Genomic DNA, 14,767 nt, shown 5'->3' with positions numbered 1-14,767 from the left:
CTTCCGGCGCCTTTCGAAATGCGAGAAAAAAGCGATCAGGCCCAGGGGCGGACGGCTTCGGTGGTCTTTTCGAAGGCTTCGATGTTCGGCGCCTTGACCATGGTCAGGCCGATATCGTCGAGACCGCTCAGCAGCTTTTCCTTGCGGGCCGGGTCGATGTCGAAATGCACGGAGCCGCCGTCGGGGCCGCGGATTTCCTGCGCTTCGAGGTCGACCGTCAGGCGCGCGTTCTCGCCGCGATTGGCGTCGTCGAACAGCTTGTCGAGGTCTTCCTTGGAGACGCGGATCGGCAGGATGCCGTTGTTGAAGCAGTTGTTGTAGAAAATGTCGGCGAAGGACGTCGAGATCACGCAGCGGATGCCGTAGTCGAGCAGGGCCCAGGGTGCATGCTCGCGCGACGAGCCGCAGCCGAAATTGTCGCCGGCGACCAGGATCGTGGCGTGGCGGTAGGCCGGCTTGTTGAGGACGAACGTCTCGTTCTCGCTGCCATCGTCGTTGAAGCGCATTTCGGCGAACAGGCCCTTGCCGAGCCCGGTGCGCTTGATCGTCTTCAGATAGTCCTTCGGAATGATCATGTCGGTATCGATGTTGATCAGCGGCAGCGGGGCCGCGACGCCGGTCATCGTCGTGAATTTTTCCATGGTGATCATTCCCAATTAGCCGTTCAGACGGCGGTAAATGCGCTGAAAACCGGCCAAGGTCAAGACTTTCGGCGATTGGGCGACGTTTCAGGCCGCCTTAGCCGGCCGCTTCCTCGATCGCTTCCATGTCGGCGTCCGAGAGGCCGAAATGATGGCCGATCTCGTGGATCAGCACATGGCTGACGATCGCGCCCAGCGTCTCGTCATGCTCGGCCCAGTAGTCGAGGATCGGGCGGCGGTAGAGCCAGACGCGGTTCGGCAGCATGCCGGTATATTCCGTGGCCGAGGCATGGGCGAGGCCGACGCCCTGGAACAGGCCGAGCAGGTCGAATTCGGACTCGATGCCGAGTGCGTCGAGCGCCTCGTCATCGGGAAAATCGTCGACGCGGATCTCGATCTCGCCGGACAGGCTGCGGAATTCATCCGGCAGGCTTTCGAGCGCCGCCTGGCCGAGGGTCAGAAAATCATCGAGCGAGGGCGCCTTGAGGGCGTCGAGGTCGAGCTTTGCCATGGTGCGGGTCGGATCCGGCTGGTGGGGTGGGAAGGCTGCCGGCGACAGGCAGCTCGCGGCCGCCTGGATATGGGGCCGGGTTCCGGGTTTCGCCAGTCAGGCGGAGGGGCCGCGCTCGATACGCACGATGAAGCTCTCGAGCCGCGCCTTCTTGCCGAGCGTCTCGGCGAAGGTGGTGCGCATCGACGAGCCCTCCGGCACCATCCAGCGCAGCGACAGCCAGTCGCGCGAGCGGCCCTTGCGGGCCAGCGCCTCGACCAGGGCGCGGGCAATGCCGCGGCCGCGCGATTCGTGGATGACGAACAGGTCCTCCAACTGGCCGACGCGCATGCCGGACATGGCGTCGGGCAGGTCGCAGAACACGGCGAAGCCGACCAGCACGCCATCGAGGCGGGCGCCCAAAATCTCGGCCGTGCGGTCGCGCAGCAGGGTCTCGGCGTAATAGAGGTCGGGGTGGCGCGGCGCGCCGCGCTTCATGTCCTGGACATAGGCGGCCAGCAGCGGCGCGAACTCCAGCGCATCATCGATGGTGAGCGCGGCGGTTTCGAAGCGGGTCGAGAGAGGCAGCGTTTCCATGATTCCGTATCGCCATGTCCGCTTGCCACTGGCGGCGCCCGGACTGTTTCCCATTTCATAGCAATGTCGCATCGGTTTCCACGATGCAATCTTGAATGTGTCGGAACCCCTGCGGCCGGTTGAACCCGCGCCGCGCTGAAGAAACGGCCGGGCTTGCCCGTTGAAACTGCATCCACAGCACGGCTCGCCGGGATCGTGGTGGGGCGGCGACGTCGTGGTTTTCAGGAGTAAGGGTGATGGTGAAACATACACTGGTCTCCGCCGCGGCCGCGCTTGTCCTTTCCCTGGGCATGGTCGGCGCCACGACAGGGGATGCTCTGGCGCAGCATCGGGGTGGTCACGGCGGCGGCTATATGTGGCCCCGCGGCGGCTGGCACGGTGGTGGCGGCGGATGGCATGGCGGCGGTGGCGGCTGGCACGGCGGTGGCGGCGGCTGGCATGGGGGCGGGTGGAATGGTGGCTGGCACGGCGGCGGGTGGAATGGCGGCTGCTGGAACTGCGGCTGGAATGGCGGCTGGGGCTGGGGGTGGGGCCCGGCCTTCGGGCTTGGGCTCGGCCTCGGCTACGGCGCCGGCGTCTGGGACAATGGCGCGAGCCGTGTCTGCCGGCCGGTGGTCCGCAATGTGCGGGTGCACACCTCGCATGGCTGGCGCTGGCGCAACGTCGTGGTTGGCCGGCGCTGCTACTGGGTCGACAATGGCTGGTAAGGTTGTCTGACTGTCGTGCCCTTTAACAGATAGTGATCCTGAACCATGGCTGAACATGCATCTCAGCCGTGGTTCATGCATTGAAGCCCTTGATAGACGCAGCAGGCCGGCCGTCGGCCTGACCGTCACCAAGGGAGTTTTCGATGCTGAAGAAAACCATGATTGCCGTTGCGACGACCCTCGTCCTTGCCACCGGCACGCTCGCCGCTTCGACGGGTGGGGCGCTCGCCTGGCATCGCGGCGAACCGCACCACAGCCGTCAGGACCGTCGCGGCTGGGACAATGGTCCGCGCGGCGGCCACGGCTGGGGCAATAAGCGTCATCGCGTCTGCCGCCCGGTGGTGAAGCAGCGCAAGGTCTGGCGCCACGGCCGCATGGAGTGGCGAAAGGTCGTGGTCGGCGAGCGTTGCTACTACACGCGTGGCCATGGCGGCCCGCGCTGGTAACAGTGGTCTAGAATGAAGAAGGGGCCCGGACGGTGACGTCCGGGCCCCTTTTTTGTCGGCTGTGCCGGCGGCTTAGCGCCAGCTGCGGATGTCGACGAAGTGGCCGGCAATCGCGGCGGCGGCGGCCATGGCCGGCGACACCAGATGGGTGCGGCCCTTGAAGCCCTGGCGACCCTCGAAATTGCGGTTCGAGGTCGAGGCGCAGCGCTCATGCGGCTTCAACCGGTCGTCGTTCATGGCCAGGCACATCGAGCAGCCCGGCTCGCGCCATTCGAAGCCGGCGGCCTTGAACAGCACGTCCAGGCCCTCGGCCTCGGCCTGCTCCTTGACCAGGCCGGAACCGGGCACCACCATCGCGTTGACGCCCTCGCGCACTGTCTGGCCACGGATCATCGCGGCGGCAGCGCGCAGATCCTCGATCCGGCCATTGGTGCAGGAGCCGATGAAGATGCGCTCGACGGGGATGTCGACCATGCGGGTGCCGGGCTTCAGGCCCATATATTCGAGCGCGCGCCACTTGGACTTGCGCTTGTTCTCGTCGGCGATCTCGTCCGGGTTCGGCACGACGCCGGCGATCGAGACGACGTCCTCGGGCGAGGAGCCCCAGGTGACGATCGGCGGCAGGCTGGCGGCGTCGAGGCGCAACTCGGTGTCGAAATGCGCGCCGGGATCCGACTTGAGCGTTTCCCAGTAGCGCAGCGCCTGTTCCCAGGTCTCGCCGGTCGGCGCCTTGGGGCGACCCTTGATGTAGTCATAGGTCGTCTGGTCGGGCGCGATAAGGCCGGCGCGGGCGCCGCCTTCGATCGACATGTTGCAGACCGTCATGCGGCCTTCCATCGACAAGGCACGGATCGCTTCGCCGGCATATTCGATCACATGGCCGGTGCCGCCGGCGGTGCCGATCTCGCCGATGATGGCCAGCACGATGTCCTTGGCCGAAACGCCCTCCGGCGCGACGCCATCGACCGTGACCAGCATGTTCTTGGCCTTGGTCTGGATCAGCGTCTGGGTGGCGAGCACATGCTCGACCTCCGACGTGCCGATGCCATGCGCCAGCGCGCCGAAGGCGCCATGCGTCGAGGTGTGGCTGTCGCCGCAGACGATGGTCATGCCGGGCAGGGTGAAGCCCTGCTCTGGGCCGACGATGTGGACGACGCCCTGGCGGCGGTCGAGCTCGGAATAATATTCGACGCCGAACTCGGCCGCGTTCTCGGCCAGCGTCGCGACCTGCAGCGCCGATTCCGGGTTCTCGATGCCATGCGTGCGATCGGTCGTCGGCACGTTGTGGTCGACGACGGCCAGCGTCTTCTTAGGCTGGTGAACCTTGCGGCCGGCCATGCGCAGGCCTTCGAAGGCCTGCGGGCTCGTCACCTCATGCACGAGGTGACGGTCGATATAGAGGATGGTGTTGCCGTCGTCGTTCTTCTCGACGACGTGGTCGTCCCAGATCTTGTCGTAGAGAGTGCGGGGATTGCCGTTCGACGTGGTCATGACGTCTTCTTCCTGAAGGATAAATTGCTTGCGCGAGGGGCGATCGTTCGGGGCCACTGCCCCGTCAAAGTCGATCGGAACCGCGATCCTCGGTTGCCAGCAGACGGGCGAAAAACCGCCAGGGAAGCCGCGCATGATCCGTCAGCGCCGCGAATTCGGCGGTCGTCGGCTGATGGATGCGGGCGAAGGGGCTGTTCATAGCGGTTCTAAATAGCAGTCAATTGCCGGAACGACAATTCGGATCATGACCGGTCGGTCAGCGTTTCGTCGCCCCGAGCGACAGGGCGAGCGGCATGCGCGGAATGCCGGCCGGCAAGCGGAACATGCGGTCTCCGGCATCGACCATCATCGGAAAGAGCTTGAAAGGCAACACTTCGTGCTCGCGCAGGAAGTCGAGCTGCATTCCGGCTCGGAGCAGGGCGTCGATCACGTCCGACGTGCCGCGCATCCACTCATAGGTGAAGTCGGTGACCAGCGGCGTCTCGTCGCCGGTATAGGTCGTCGGCGAGTCGAAGCGCTGCGGCTTTTCGCGCGCGGACCGCCAGTCGTAATGGGGCCGGATCACGCCGTCGATTTCCTCGTGCGTCGCGATGGCGGGGCTGTTGTCGGCGAAGTAGAGCCGGCCGCCCGGCTTCAGCGTGCCGGCGATCGCCTTTGCCCAGGCGCGGATGTCGTCGAGCCAGGTGATCGTGCCCCAACTGGTGAAGACCATGTCGAAATCCGTGCCGAGCAGGTCCGGGGCGTCATAGACCTCGCCCTCGACGAAGTCCGCCGGAACGCCGGAGCGAGCCGAAAGCGCCCGCGCCTTGGCGATGGCCTGGGGCGAGAAGTCGAGCCCGGTGGCGATGGCGCCACGGCGGGCGAGGCAGAGCGTGTCGATGCCGATGTGGCACTGAAAATGCGCCAGCTTCAGCCCGTCAACCGCGCCGATCTCGGCGGATTCGATGGGATAGAGCACGTCCTCGCCGGCGAGGAAGCGGTCAATCGCATAGAAGCCGGTCCGGTCCTGCGCATGGATCTCGGCGCGCTCGTCCCAATTGGCGCGGTTGCTCTGCTTGAAGCGATCCATGGTCTTCTCCCAATAAAAAAGGCGGGTCGCTGGGACCCGCCTTCGCAATTCTGGAAGTCGAAGGACTCAAGCCTTCGCCTTCTCCTTGCGGGGCTCGGTCCGCTCGACGATACGAGCCGACTTACCGCGACGATCGCGCAGGTAGTAAAGCTTCGCGCGGCGAACCTTGCCGCGGCGGACGACTTCGATGCCGGCGATCAGCGGCGAATAGACCGGGAAGACGCGCTCGACGCCTTCGCCATAGGAAATCTTGCGGACGGTGAAGCTCTCCGAGAGGCCGCCGCCGGAACGGGCGATGCAGACGCCTTCATAGGCCTGCACGCGCGAACGGGTGCCTTCGACAACCTTCACGTTGACCTTGACGGTGTCGCCGGGCTGGAACTCGGGAACCGCACGCATGGCGGCGACGATTTCGAGCTGCTCTTTCTCGAGCTGTTCGATGATATTGACCATAGTCTCAACTCCTGCCGATGCGGCCCTTTTCGGACCGCTAGCGTTTCGGTGCGCTGTTTTCAGTTATTGTTCCTTAGCCGTTGAAGGCTTCGGATGGCGCGCGTGTACAGGAAGCGGGCCGGAAAGTCCAGCGCTGCCGTGCCCGTGCCGGCATGATGCCGACCCGGACCGGATGTCTCGTCCTCACCTCATGCGGCAGCGAGGTCGGGGATCGGGCCTAGGATGGCAAGCCCGTGCCGCTCGGCCGCTGCGATGACGCGGGCTATGTCCGGTTCGTGCGGCTCGATCGCGACCCCGTCCGCGATCGGATCGCTGGCATCCTGGACGAAATCGGCAAAGCCGGAGCCGGTGGTGATGAGCAGGAGCCTGGCCGGTTCCGCGCCGGTGACGCGGAAGCCATACGGCAGCGCGCGGGGGCCGAAGGCGAACTGGCCGGCTCCCACAATCCGGGCGCGGCCGGAGGCGTAGACGGTGATCTCGCCGGCCATGACGAAGAACGACTCGTCCTCGTCGTGATGGACATGCCAGGGCGAGGTGAAGCCGGGCGGAATGATCTGTTCCACCAGGCTCAGCGATCCGCCGCTTTCGTTCCGGCCAGCGTGGATCCAGGTCGGCAGCGACAGAAAATCACGCATCGCGGGCTTGGCCTGCGATCCGGCGATCGGGTCCTGAACGGTCATTTCCATCTCCCTTTCGATCGAGCCTAGAAGAGCGCGGTCACGAGCGTACTGGCCGCCATGTAGATCAGGATCAGCGAGCCCGGGGTCCAGAGCAGCGCCCGGATGTCGTGGATCTGCGCGGTCAGATAGGCGACGAAATGCGCCAGCCGGGTCAGGACGTAGCCATAGAACAGCCATTGGGCGAGGACGAGCGAGGGCTCGGTCAGGATCCAGAGGAAGCCGGCCACGAAGAAGTAGGGAAGGCTCTCGAGGTCGTTCAGCTGGATGCGCCGCAGCCGCTCGACGCGCTCGTTCGGTGCGAGCTGGTCCGGATGCGGGTTCGGGTTGGCGAGGGTCTTGCGGGTGTCCTCGGGCGAGCGGAAGCCGCCATTTTCCCGGATCATCCGGAAGACAACCAGCCAGGCCATGGCGGCTGCCTTGAGGATCAGGATCGTCGCCGCGATCGCATAGGTCGCGAATAGCGGGTTGTCGAAACTCAGCCCGTCCATTGCCAGCTCCTCCGATCGGCGATCCGACATCCCAAACGACTATGATTTGAATTTTAGACCGTTGTTCGAAAAAGTCAAACGTGGGACAACTTTTGGAATTCTGGTAAAATCGAGTGCGGCAGTCGGGAGAGTGGCGAGCGTGACGAGTGCGGAATCGGACGAGCAGGGGCATGACAAGACAGCCGCGCGGGCGGCCCGGCGCGAGCGCAAGCGCGACCAGTCGCGCGAGGAAATTCTGGCGGGGGCCCGGCGCGTGCTGCTTCGCGACGGCATCGGCGCGATGACCCTCGACGCGGTCGCGAGCGAGGTCGGGATGTCGAAGACCGGGCTCTACTACTATTTTCCTTCCAAGGACGCGCTGGCCTTCGAACTCGTGCATGGCGTGATCGAGGCGCAGGCGAAGGCGGTGGAGGCAAGGGTCGACGAGGCTGCCGACGGCGGTGGCGCGCTGCGGGCCATCCTTGGCGGGACGGTCGATTCCTTCGCGCCGCGGCTCGACGATTTCCGCCTTGCCTTCCTGTTCGGTCAGGTCGCCGGCGCCGGCGCCATCCGTTGGGATCGCGAGCAGTTCGCCCGTATCCGGCCGCTCAACGACCTGCTGTTCGCGAAAGCGACGAACGTCCTGCGCCAGGAGCAGGGCGAGCGGCCGCCGCGCGCGGCTGTGGAACCGCGCCTGATGGCGTTCCTCGCCTATCTCTCGGCGATCGGCCTGCTGACGATGAAGGGCATGGTCGAGCCGATGGACGATCCGCTGCTCTATTCGGACGAGCAACTCGTCGAAGGCTTCGCCCGGGTGTTCGAAGCGGCCGTCAGCCCCGCCGGCGAAAGCTGAGATCAGCCCTTGTCGAGCAGGTCGGGCCGGCGCTCGGCGGTGATGCGGAGGGATTGCTGGCGCCGCCATTTGGCGATCGCCGCGTGATCGCCGGAAAGCAGGACGTCGGGAATGGAGCGGCCTTCCCATTCGCGCGGGCGGGTGTAGTGCGGATATTCGAGCAGGCCGCCCTCGAAGCTCTCCTCGGTGCCGGATTCCGCGCCGCCCATGACGCCGGGCAGCAGGCGGACGATGGCATCCAGCAGCACCATGGCGCCAAGCTCGCCGCCCGAGAGCACGTAGTCGCCGATCGAGACTTCCTCGAGCTGGCGCGCCTCGATGACGCGCTCGTCGACGCCCTCGAACCGGCCGCAGAGGATCAGCGCGCCGGGGCCGGCAGCGAGTTCGCGCACCCGTGCCTGGTCGAGCGGCTTGCCGCGCGGGCTCATCAGCAGGCGGGGGCGCGGGTCGTCGGCCGGCGCCGCGGCATCGAGCGCGCGCGCGACCACATCGGCGCGCATCACCATGCCCGGCCCGCCGCCGGCCGGGGTGTCGTCGACATTGCGGTGCTTGGTCGTGGCGGAATCGCGGATGTTGACCGCGTCGAGCGACCACTTGCCCTCGGCCATCGCCTTGCCGGAAAGCGACTGCCCGAGCGGGCCCGGGAACATTTCCGGGTAGAGGGTCAAGATGGTGGCGCGCCAGCGACCGCCCAGGCCGGGCGTCACGGTCGCCGCGCCGGGCGCGTCTGCCAACGAATCGCTCACGCCTCGGACTCGGGCTCGCCGTCCTCCGGGCGCGCTTCGGTCTCGGGCGGCGGCACGACCACGGCGCGACCAGCCTTGATGTCGACGGTCGGCACGATGGCGCGGGTAAACGGCAGGTAGAAGGTCTTGCCGCCCGCGGCCGGCTCGATCTCGATCAGGTCGCCGGCGCCGAAATTCTGCACCGAGACGATCTTGCCATAGGCGCTGCCATCGGTGAGCTCGAGCGCCAGGTCGATCAGGTCGGCGTGGTAGAAATCGTCTTCTTCCTCGAGTTCCGGCAAGGCGGCGCGCTCGACGAACAGCTTTCGGTTGCGCAGGGTCTCGGCGCCATTGCGATCCGAGATGCCCTTGATGCGGGCGACGACGCCATCACCCTGCATGCGAACGGAATCGATCTCGACGGCGCGGCCGTCATCGAGGGTGAACGGGCCGTAATCGGCGATGCCGAGCGGCTCCTCGGTATAGGAATTGATCTTGATCTCGCCGCGGATGCCGTGGGCGGCACCGAATTGGCCGAGGAGAACCTGGTCTGGGTCCGGAGCGGGCATCGGCGAGTCTTTCTGTCAGCGGTCATGGCCGGATAGGGGCCTGCATGGGAAGCAGGCGGCCCGATCCCGGTCGAATACACACCTTGGGCGGGCAGGACGTCCGGCGGCCGTCATCAGGCAGGGCGGCGCGTCGGCAGAAACCCTCTCCCGCGTGCGGGAGAGGGAATGGCGAGGGACGGATCCCTGAATTACTCGGCAGCGGCGGCAGCAGCGGCTTCGGCCTTCTTGGCCTTCTCGGCAACGCGCTCCTGGGCCTTCTTGCCCGGGACGGCCTTCTCGGGGTTGTTGCGCGGGTCGCGCTTGACGACGCCGGCATCGCTCAGGAAGCGGGCGACGCGATCGGTCGCCTGGGCGCCGACCGACAGCCAATGCTTGGCGCGGTCGAGGTCGAGCACGACGCGGTTGGCGGCGTCCTTGGCCAGCATCGGATCGAACGTGCCGATACGCTCGATGAAGCGGCCGTCGCGCGGCGAACGGGCATCGGTGACGACGATACGGTAGAACGGACGCTTCTTGGCGCCACCGCGGGAAAGACGGATCTTGAGGGACATGCTTTTCTTCCTTTTAAAGCGAGATCTTCTGAAGGGTTAGGGACCGGGGTCCGTACGGATTATTTCTTCTTGCCGAGGCCGGGTATGCCGCCCAGGCCCGGCAGCTTGCCGCCGAGGCCCGGCAGGCCGGGCATTCCCTTGCCGAGGCCGGGCGGCAGGCCGGCGCCGCCACCCATCTGCTTGGCAAGCTTTTCCAGCTGGGCCGGATCGATGTTGGGCATGCCGCCACCCATGCCGCCGGGAGGCATGCCCCCCATGCCGCTGCCGAGGGCGCCCATCATCTTGCCCAGCATGCCGCCGCCCTTCTGCTTGCCCATGGCCTTCATCATATCGGCCATCTGGCGGTGCATCTTGAGCAGGCGGTTGACGTCCTCGACCTTCGAGCCGGAACCGGCGGCGATGCGCTTCTTGCGGCTGGCCTTGAGGATGTCGGGATTGCGGCGCTCGGCCTTGGTCATGGACGAGATGATCGCGACCTGGCGCTTGATCATGCTGTCGTCGAGATTGGCGCCGTCGAGCTGCTTCTTGATCTTGCCGACGCCCGGCAGCATGCCGAGCATGCCGGACATGCCGCCGATCTTCTCCATCTGGCGAAGCTGGGCGGCGAGATCGTCGAGATCGAAGATGCCCTTGCGCATCTTCTCGGCCGCCTTGGCGGCCTCTTCCATGTCGATGTTCTGCGCGGCCTTCTCGACCAGCGAGACAATGTCGCCCATGCCGAGAATGCGGTTGGCGATGCGGCCGGGATGGAAGTCCTCGAGATCGTCCGCCTTTTCGCCGGTGCCGATCAGCTTGATCGGCTTGCCGGTGACGGCGCGCATCGACAGCGCCGCGCCGCCGCGGCCGTCGCCATCGGCGCGGGTCAGCACGATGCCTGTGATGCCGACGCGCTCGTTGAACGAGCGGGCAAGGTTCACGGCGTCCTGACCGGTCAGGCTGTCGGCGACGAGCAGGATCTCGTGCGGCTTGGCGATGGCCTTGATGTCGGCCATCTCGACCATCAGCGGCTCGTCGATATGCGTGCGGCCGGCAGTGTCGAGGATGACGACGTCATAGCCGCCGAGGCGGGCGGCTTGGAGGGTGCGCGTGGCGATGTCGGTCGGCGACTGGCCGGCGACGATCGGCAGCGTGTCGATGCCGTTCTGCTCGCCGAGGATGCGCAACTGTTCCTGGGCCGCCGGGCGGCGGACGTCGAGCGACGCCATCAGGACCTTGCGCTTCTGCTGCAGGGTCAGGCGGCGGGCGATCTTGGCGGACGAGGTCGTCTTGCCCGAGCCCTGGAGGCCGACCATCATGATGGCGACGGGGGCGGGCGCGTTGAGGTCGATCGGCTCGGCTTCGGCGCCCAGCATCTCGACCAACTGGTCGTGAACGATCTTGACGACCATCTGGCCAGGTGTCACCGAGCGGATGACATCTGCGCCAATGGCGCGCGAGCGGACCTTGTCGGTAAAGGAACGCACGACGTCGAGAGCGACGTCGGCCTCGATCAGCGCGCGGCGAACTTCGCGCATCGCCTCGTTGACGTCGCTTTCCGACAGCGCGCCGCGACGGGTGAGCTTGTCGAAAATGCCTGAGAGGCGTTCTGAAAGGTTGTCGAACATCCGTTCCGCTCTTCCTCGAATGGACCGCTTCCGATCCGCCGAATTCCCAAAGACGTTCAGCGCCCGCGGGCGCGACGCGCTGGCGGACGTTGACCTCCGGGATCGGGTCCCGGTCGGCGGCTCAGAGGATACCTCTTCGCGAGAATTTGGCGGCTTTTAACGCGGAACGGTCGGCCGAGTCAATCAAAGAGCCGTCTTGCCGCTTGTATCCACCGTATCAGCGGGTAGCCTGCGGCGCGAGTATCGGGGGTGAGGCGGGGGGATTGCCTATGAGCCGACGTGCCATTCGACGCTGGATCACGGAGCTGACCTTCCGGGCGCCCCGCCCGGGCGCCGCGCCGCTCGATTGCCTTTGGTCGAAGGGGATCGCGCAGTTCTGCGACGTGGCAGGTCCGGAGGATTACTGGCTCGGCCACACCGAGGCGGTCCAGCCGGCCGGCTTCTTCCGAGCGCACTATGCGGGAGCCCGCGGTCTGGTATGGGTGCGCCTCGGGACGGCGGCCCGTCGGGGCGAAACTTGCGATCTCGATCTTTTCGCGCGCGAGTCGCTGCCGACGATCCGCGCGCCTTTCGTCCTGGTGACGACGGATGGCGATCTGTCTGTGCCGTCGGAACTGGCGCCAGAGACTGTCCGGTCCCTGCTGGCCTCGCCCTACCTCGTGGCATGGGCGACGCAGAACCATGACGGCGGCGGTGGCGACCCTCGGATTCGTGCCTATCCGATCGGACTCGACCTGCATTCGCGCCGCCCCTTTGCCAGTCCGCGGCGTCTGCTCGGACATCTTGCGCGGCGAGCGGGCGGGCGCAGGCCGCCCGAGTTGCAGGCGCCGCGCGTCTTCTGCGATCTCGGACTTGGGCTCCATTCGGAGGAGCGTCGGGAGGCCGTTCGCGTCCTTGCCGGCTGCCCGCATGTCGCGGTGCCGGCGAAGCGCGTTTCCCAGACGGAGATCTGGCGGCTCTATGCCGGCCATCCCTTCGTCCTGAGTGCGGTCGGCCATGGCCTCGATTGCCACCGCACATGGGAGGCCCTGATGCTCGGTTCGATCGTGATTACCAGGACGTCGCCGCTCGATCCGCTCTTTGCCGATCTGCCGATCGTCATCGTCGACGACTGGAATGCCGTGCGCGATCCGGCCAATCTGGTGCGCTGGGCGGAACGCTACGGGCCGCTGACACGGCCGGAGCATTTGCGCGAGCGGCTGCGGCCGGCGCACCATCTCGCACCGCTTCGGGCCCGGCTCGCCGCCGCCGGCGAGCGGGTTCCCTCGGCTGAACATGAAAATGGCCGGGCGAGCCCGGCCATTTGAAATTCTGGAGGGCCAGAAAACCCTAGGGGCAGTTCTTTGCCAATGCGTCAAGCGAGGCCGTGACGCCGGAAAGCGAATAGCTGTCGCTTGTCTGGGTGCCGCGGCGCGAGGTGCCGCTGACGGACATCGAGTGGCCCTTCTTCAGCGCCGCGATCATGGCGGTTTCCTGCGCGGCGTTCTCGATCCAGGCGCCATCATCCTTGGTGAACATCGAGAACTTCTGTCCGTCGATATCGACCGTCAGCTTGGAGCCTTCCTTGAAGGGATATCCGATGATCACGGAGACCTCGCTGCGGACATTCTCGGACGGCCGCGCGGTGACCATGAAATAGGCCGGGTCGCGGTTGACACCCTGGGGAGCCTGGGATTTCGGCTGGGAGGCCGCGTAGCAAACTTTTCCACGCGAGTCGGAGTAGGCGTAGGAGCTCCAGTCCTTGTACGTGCCGATGCGTTTCGGGGTCTGCGCCGCCGCAGTCGCTGCGAAACCGAACAAAGCACCCATGAGGAGCGCTGCCGTTGCGATCCTTTTTCCGTTCATATTTTTCCCACCAAATTTGCAGAAAACGATCGGGCGGGTGGATCCTTCACCCGAGCAATTACGTCAAACTGCGCGGGTTCCGTTAACAATCCATGAAACACTAACCAATCATGAATCTCGCCCACCCCGTCGTCCAGCCAGACAGTCGAAGGGAGAGAAGGTGGAGCCAATGGGGCGAGAGTGTGGCCCTCCCGCCCGAAAGGCGCGGCGCCGGCCGGGTCAGGCCGGCTTTTCGCCGGCCAATGCCCGCTTCGCCGCTTCATAGTGGGCCGGCTGGATGTGACCGCGCAGCAGGGTCAGGGCGGTCATCAGCACGGTTGCATCATCCGCGAAGCCGATGCCGACGAGAAAGTCGGGGACGGCGTCCACCGGCAGGACGAAATAGGCCAGCGCACCGATCAGCGTGGCGCGGACCCGAATCGGTGTCGCGCTGTCGAAGGCGCAGAAATAGGCCGCAGCCACGTCCTCGGCGAAGGGAATGTGGCGGGCGGCGGCGCGGAATTTCTTCCAGAAGCCCCGGCGCACCGTCTCGGCGCGCGCCTTGTCTTCCTTCGAGCCCGGCGTTTCCGGGCCGAGAATGTCACCGTGAAGAATCTTCGCCATGTGCCAGTAGCCTTATCGACCCGTCGGGAAGGTGGCGAAACATTCGCACGCCGACCAGGGCAGGTATCCATTTAGGAACTGGGGAGGCGGACTGCAACGAATCGACGTTTCCTCGGACGGAGCGACACGCGCCCGCCGGCGCCGGCCGCGTCGCGGCCGGGGCGATGTCCTGCGGGCGGAAGGGGACGTCAGCCCTTCTCGGCCAGCTTCTCGATCTTCTTCTGCATCTCGTCGAGCTGGCGCTTGAGCAGGTCGAACTCGCCATCGGCGCGCTCGGCCGGCTTGCTATCCGCCCGCGCCTCCGGCTTGCCGTTCGGGCCTGTGCCGGCCGGTTCCGGGCGTCCGCCGCTGAACGGCAGGAACATGCGCATCGCCTGCTCGAACATCTCGGTGTTGCGCCGGACGGTGTCCTCGATCGCGGTGAAGGCGCTCGGACCGAAGGCATTGGCCATCTGGCCACGCAGCTTGTCCTGGTCGCGCGTCAGGCTGTCGATGGTGAAATCGAGATAGGTCGGCACCAGATTCTGCATGGAATCGCCGTAGAAGCGGATCAACTGGCGCAGGAAGGTGATCGGCAGCAGGTTCTGCCCCTTGTTCTCCTGCTCGAAGATGATCTGGGTCAGCACCGACCGGGTAATCTCATCGCCGGACTTCGCATCGAAAACCACGAAATCCTCACCCGCCTTGACCATGTTCGCGAGGTCCTCAAGCGTCACATAGGTCGAAGTGCCGGTATTGTAGAGCCGGCGGTTCGCATATTTCTTGATCGTGGTCGGTTCTTTTTCCTTGGTCATGATCGCTCCCCTCGTCCCTCTTGCGTGATTGTCGGGCTGGCGCGCCGGGCAACCTGTCTCCCACATCGCCACGATAGGAGCTTTCCAGGAATCCACCAAATTGATTGTGCGCTGCATTGTCAGTCCCATGCTGCGCAAACGATGCATTGCAACAATCGCGTAACGTGAGCCTCGATTGACAG

Annotated in this window: 19 protein-coding genes and 1 pseudogene; 4 read left to right on the top strand and 16 right to left on the bottom strand. The window is 65.8% G+C overall.

Annotated features, from left to right (window positions below; translation table 11 throughout):
* Positions 1-35: 35 nt before the first annotated feature.
* From leuD to OSH10_RS09510, 3 genes are all read right to left on the bottom strand, one after another.
* Complete coding sequence (gene leuD / locus OSH10_RS09520; RefSeq protein WP_266331425.1) at positions 36-641, bottom strand: 3-isopropylmalate dehydratase small subunit; 606 nt, start codon at positions 639-641, stop codon at positions 36-38.
* 97 nt (positions 642-738) lie between these two features.
* The gene (locus OSH10_RS09515) at positions 739-1,152 is read right to left on the bottom strand and encodes a metallopeptidase family protein (protein WP_266331423.1); all 414 of its coding nucleotides are present in this window, start codon (positions 1,150-1,152) and stop codon (positions 739-741) included.
* A gap of 96 nt (positions 1,153-1,248) precedes the next feature.
* Positions 1,249-1,728: a GNAT family N-acetyltransferase gene (locus OSH10_RS09510; protein WP_266331422.1), complete on the bottom strand. Its 480-nt coding sequence runs from the start codon at positions 1,726-1,728 to the stop codon at positions 1,249-1,251.
* Between the two features lie 236 nt (positions 1,729-1,964).
* Here OSH10_RS09510 and OSH10_RS09505 point away from each other — a divergent pair, with 236 nt between their 5' ends.
* Both OSH10_RS09505 and OSH10_RS09500 read left to right on the top strand, forming a co-directional pair.
* Positions 1,965-2,435: a hypothetical protein gene (locus OSH10_RS09505; RefSeq protein ID WP_266331421.1), complete on the top strand. Its 471-nt coding sequence runs from the start codon at positions 1,965-1,967 to the stop codon at positions 2,433-2,435.
* Between the two features lie 143 nt (positions 2,436-2,578).
* Positions 2,579-2,881 (top strand): hypothetical protein, encoded by a 303-nt coding sequence (locus OSH10_RS09500; RefSeq protein ID WP_266331420.1) that lies wholly within the window; start codon positions 2,579-2,581, stop codon positions 2,879-2,881.
* Between the two features lie 72 nt (positions 2,882-2,953).
* Here OSH10_RS09500 and leuC read toward each other — a convergent pair whose 3' ends face one another.
* The 6 genes and pseudogenes from leuC to OSH10_RS09470 all read right to left on the bottom strand — a co-directional run bounded on the left by leuC (position 2,954) and on the right by OSH10_RS09470 (position 7,062).
* A complete protein-coding gene (gene leuC, locus OSH10_RS09495; protein ID WP_266331419.1) occupies positions 2,954-4,372 on the bottom strand; it encodes a 3-isopropylmalate dehydratase large subunit in 1,419 nt (472 codons plus the stop codon).
* A gap of 64 nt (positions 4,373-4,436) precedes the next feature.
* Complete coding sequence (locus OSH10_RS09490) at positions 4,437-4,571, bottom strand: hypothetical protein (protein WP_018183301.1); 135 nt, start codon at positions 4,569-4,571, stop codon at positions 4,437-4,439.
* 57 nt (positions 4,572-4,628) lie between these two features.
* Positions 4,629-5,441, bottom strand: a complete 813-nt coding sequence (locus tag OSH10_RS09485) for a class I SAM-dependent methyltransferase (protein WP_266331418.1) — start codon at positions 5,439-5,441, stop codon at positions 4,629-4,631.
* Positions 5,442-5,519: 78 nt separating this feature from the next.
* A pseudogene (gene rplS, locus OSH10_RS09480) lies at positions 5,520-5,894 on the bottom strand (50S ribosomal protein L19); the annotation flags it as partial.
* 188 nt (positions 5,895-6,082) lie between these two features.
* On the bottom strand, positions 6,083-6,574 hold the full coding sequence (locus tag OSH10_RS09475) for a cupin domain-containing protein (RefSeq protein WP_266331416.1): 492 nt from the start codon (positions 6,572-6,574) through the stop codon (positions 6,083-6,085).
* 23 nt (positions 6,575-6,597) lie between these two features.
* The gene (locus OSH10_RS09470; RefSeq protein ID WP_266331415.1) at positions 6,598-7,062 is read right to left on the bottom strand and encodes an MAPEG family protein; all 465 of its coding nucleotides are present in this window, start codon (positions 7,060-7,062) and stop codon (positions 6,598-6,600) included.
* A gap of 139 nt (positions 7,063-7,201) precedes the next feature.
* On the opposite strand from OSH10_RS09470, the gene OSH10_RS09465 reads away from it, so the two are divergent.
* Positions 7,202-7,894, top strand: coding sequence for a TetR/AcrR family transcriptional regulator (locus OSH10_RS09465; protein ID WP_266331414.1), 693 nt, complete (start codon positions 7,202-7,204; stop codon positions 7,892-7,894).
* A gap of 2 nt (positions 7,895-7,896) precedes the next feature.
* Here OSH10_RS09465 and trmD read toward each other — a convergent pair whose 3' ends face one another.
* The 4 genes from trmD to ffh form a co-directional block, all read right to left on the bottom strand.
* A complete protein-coding gene (gene trmD / locus OSH10_RS09460) occupies positions 7,897-8,589 on the bottom strand; it encodes a tRNA (guanosine(37)-N1)-methyltransferase TrmD (RefSeq protein WP_266331775.1) in 693 nt (230 codons plus the stop codon).
* A 47-nt stretch (positions 8,590-8,636) separates the two neighbouring features.
* On the bottom strand, positions 8,637-9,188 hold the full coding sequence (rimM, locus tag OSH10_RS09455) for a ribosome maturation factor RimM (RefSeq protein WP_266331413.1): 552 nt from the start codon (positions 9,186-9,188) through the stop codon (positions 8,637-8,639).
* Positions 9,189-9,376: 188 nt separating this feature from the next.
* The gene (rpsP, locus tag OSH10_RS09450) at positions 9,377-9,739 is read right to left on the bottom strand and encodes a 30S ribosomal protein S16 (protein WP_266331412.1); all 363 of its coding nucleotides are present in this window, start codon (positions 9,737-9,739) and stop codon (positions 9,377-9,379) included.
* Positions 9,740-9,798: 59 nt separating this feature from the next.
* Positions 9,799-11,343: a signal recognition particle protein gene (gene ffh / locus OSH10_RS09445; protein ID WP_266331411.1), complete on the bottom strand. Its 1,545-nt coding sequence runs from the start codon at positions 11,341-11,343 to the stop codon at positions 9,799-9,801.
* Between the two features lie 269 nt (positions 11,344-11,612).
* Between ffh and OSH10_RS09440 the strand changes: the two genes are divergently transcribed.
* Entirely contained in the window at positions 11,613-12,650 is a 1,038-nt protein-coding gene (locus OSH10_RS09440) for a hypothetical protein (protein WP_266331410.1), read from the top strand.
* A 22-nt stretch (positions 12,651-12,672) separates the two neighbouring features.
* Here OSH10_RS09440 and OSH10_RS09435 read toward each other — a convergent pair whose 3' ends face one another.
* The 3 genes from OSH10_RS09435 to phaR all read right to left on the bottom strand — a co-directional run bounded on the left by OSH10_RS09435 (position 12,673) and on the right by phaR (position 14,585).
* Entirely contained in the window at positions 12,673-13,152 is a 480-nt protein-coding gene (locus OSH10_RS09435; protein ID WP_266331409.1) for an invasion associated locus B family protein, read from the bottom strand.
* A 255-nt stretch (positions 13,153-13,407) separates the two neighbouring features.
* Positions 13,408-13,791 (bottom strand): YkvA family protein, encoded by a 384-nt coding sequence (locus tag OSH10_RS09430; protein WP_266331408.1) that lies wholly within the window; start codon positions 13,789-13,791, stop codon positions 13,408-13,410.
* Between the two features lie 188 nt (positions 13,792-13,979).
* Positions 13,980-14,585 carry a polyhydroxyalkanoate synthesis repressor PhaR gene (gene phaR / locus OSH10_RS09425; protein ID WP_266331407.1) on the bottom strand — a complete coding sequence of 202 codons (606 nt, stop codon included), beginning with the start codon at positions 14,583-14,585 and terminating at the stop codon, positions 13,980-13,982.
* Positions 14,586-14,767 lie beyond the last annotated feature (182 nt).

It is taken from the genome of Kaistia defluvii, assembly GCF_026343955.1.
Taxonomy (GTDB): domain Bacteria; phylum Pseudomonadota; class Alphaproteobacteria; order Rhizobiales; family Kaistiaceae; genus Kaistia; species Kaistia defluvii.
This window is presented reverse-complemented; position numbering and strand designations above follow the sequence as displayed.

What these genes read in the sequence shown, in the direction of transcription:
- leuD (WP_266331425.1), bottom strand. Translation starts at nt 641, where the DNA reads ATGGAAAAATTCACGACGATGACCGGCGTCGCGGCCCCGCTGCCGCTG.
- OSH10_RS09515 (WP_266331423.1), bottom strand. Translation starts at nt 1,152, where the DNA reads ATGGCAAAGCTCGACCTCGACGCCCTCAAGGCGCCCTCGCTCGATGAT.
- OSH10_RS09510 (WP_266331422.1), bottom strand. Translation starts at nt 1,728, where the DNA reads ATGGAAACGCTGCCTCTCTCGACCCGCTTCGAAACCGCCGCGCTCACC.
- OSH10_RS09505 (WP_266331421.1), top strand. Translation starts at nt 1,965, where the DNA reads ATGGTGAAACATACACTGGTCTCCGCCGCGGCCGCGCTTGTCCTTTCC.
- OSH10_RS09500 (WP_266331420.1), top strand. Translation starts at nt 2,579, where the DNA reads ATGCTGAAGAAAACCATGATTGCCGTTGCGACGACCCTCGTCCTTGCC.
- leuC (WP_266331419.1), bottom strand. Translation starts at nt 4,372, where the DNA reads ATGACCACGTCGAACGGCAATCCCCGCACTCTCTACGACAAGATCTGG.
- OSH10_RS09490 (WP_018183301.1), bottom strand. Translation starts at nt 4,571, where the DNA reads ATGAACAGCCCCTTCGCCCGCATCCATCAGCCGACGACCGCCGAATTC.
- OSH10_RS09485 (WP_266331418.1), bottom strand. Translation starts at nt 5,441, where the DNA reads ATGGATCGCTTCAAGCAGAGCAACCGCGCCAATTGGGACGAGCGCGCC.
- OSH10_RS09475 (WP_266331416.1), bottom strand. Translation starts at nt 6,574, where the DNA reads ATGACCGTTCAGGACCCGATCGCCGGATCGCAGGCCAAGCCCGCGATG.
- OSH10_RS09470 (WP_266331415.1), bottom strand. Translation starts at nt 7,062, where the DNA reads ATGGACGGGCTGAGTTTCGACAACCCGCTATTCGCGACCTATGCGATC.
- rimM (WP_266331413.1), bottom strand. Translation starts at nt 9,188, where the DNA reads ATGCCCGCTCCGGACCCAGACCAGGTTCTCCTCGGCCAATTCGGTGCC.
- rpsP (WP_266331412.1), bottom strand. Translation starts at nt 9,739, where the DNA reads ATGTCCCTCAAGATCCGTCTTTCCCGCGGTGGCGCCAAGAAGCGTCCG.
- ffh (WP_266331411.1), bottom strand. Translation starts at nt 11,343, where the DNA reads ATGTTCGACAACCTTTCAGAACGCCTCTCAGGCATTTTCGACAAGCTC.
- OSH10_RS09440 (WP_266331410.1), top strand. Translation starts at nt 11,613, where the DNA reads ATGAGCCGACGTGCCATTCGACGCTGGATCACGGAGCTGACCTTCCGG.
- OSH10_RS09435 (WP_266331409.1), bottom strand. Translation starts at nt 13,152, where the DNA reads ATGGGTGCTTTGTTCGGTTTCGCAGCGACTGCGGCGGCGCAGACCCCG.
- OSH10_RS09430 (WP_266331408.1), bottom strand. Translation starts at nt 13,791, where the DNA reads ATGGCGAAGATTCTTCACGGTGACATTCTCGGCCCGGAAACGCCGGGC.
- phaR (WP_266331407.1), bottom strand. Translation starts at nt 14,585, where the DNA reads ATGACCAAGGAAAAAGAACCGACCACGATCAAGAAATATGCGAACCGC.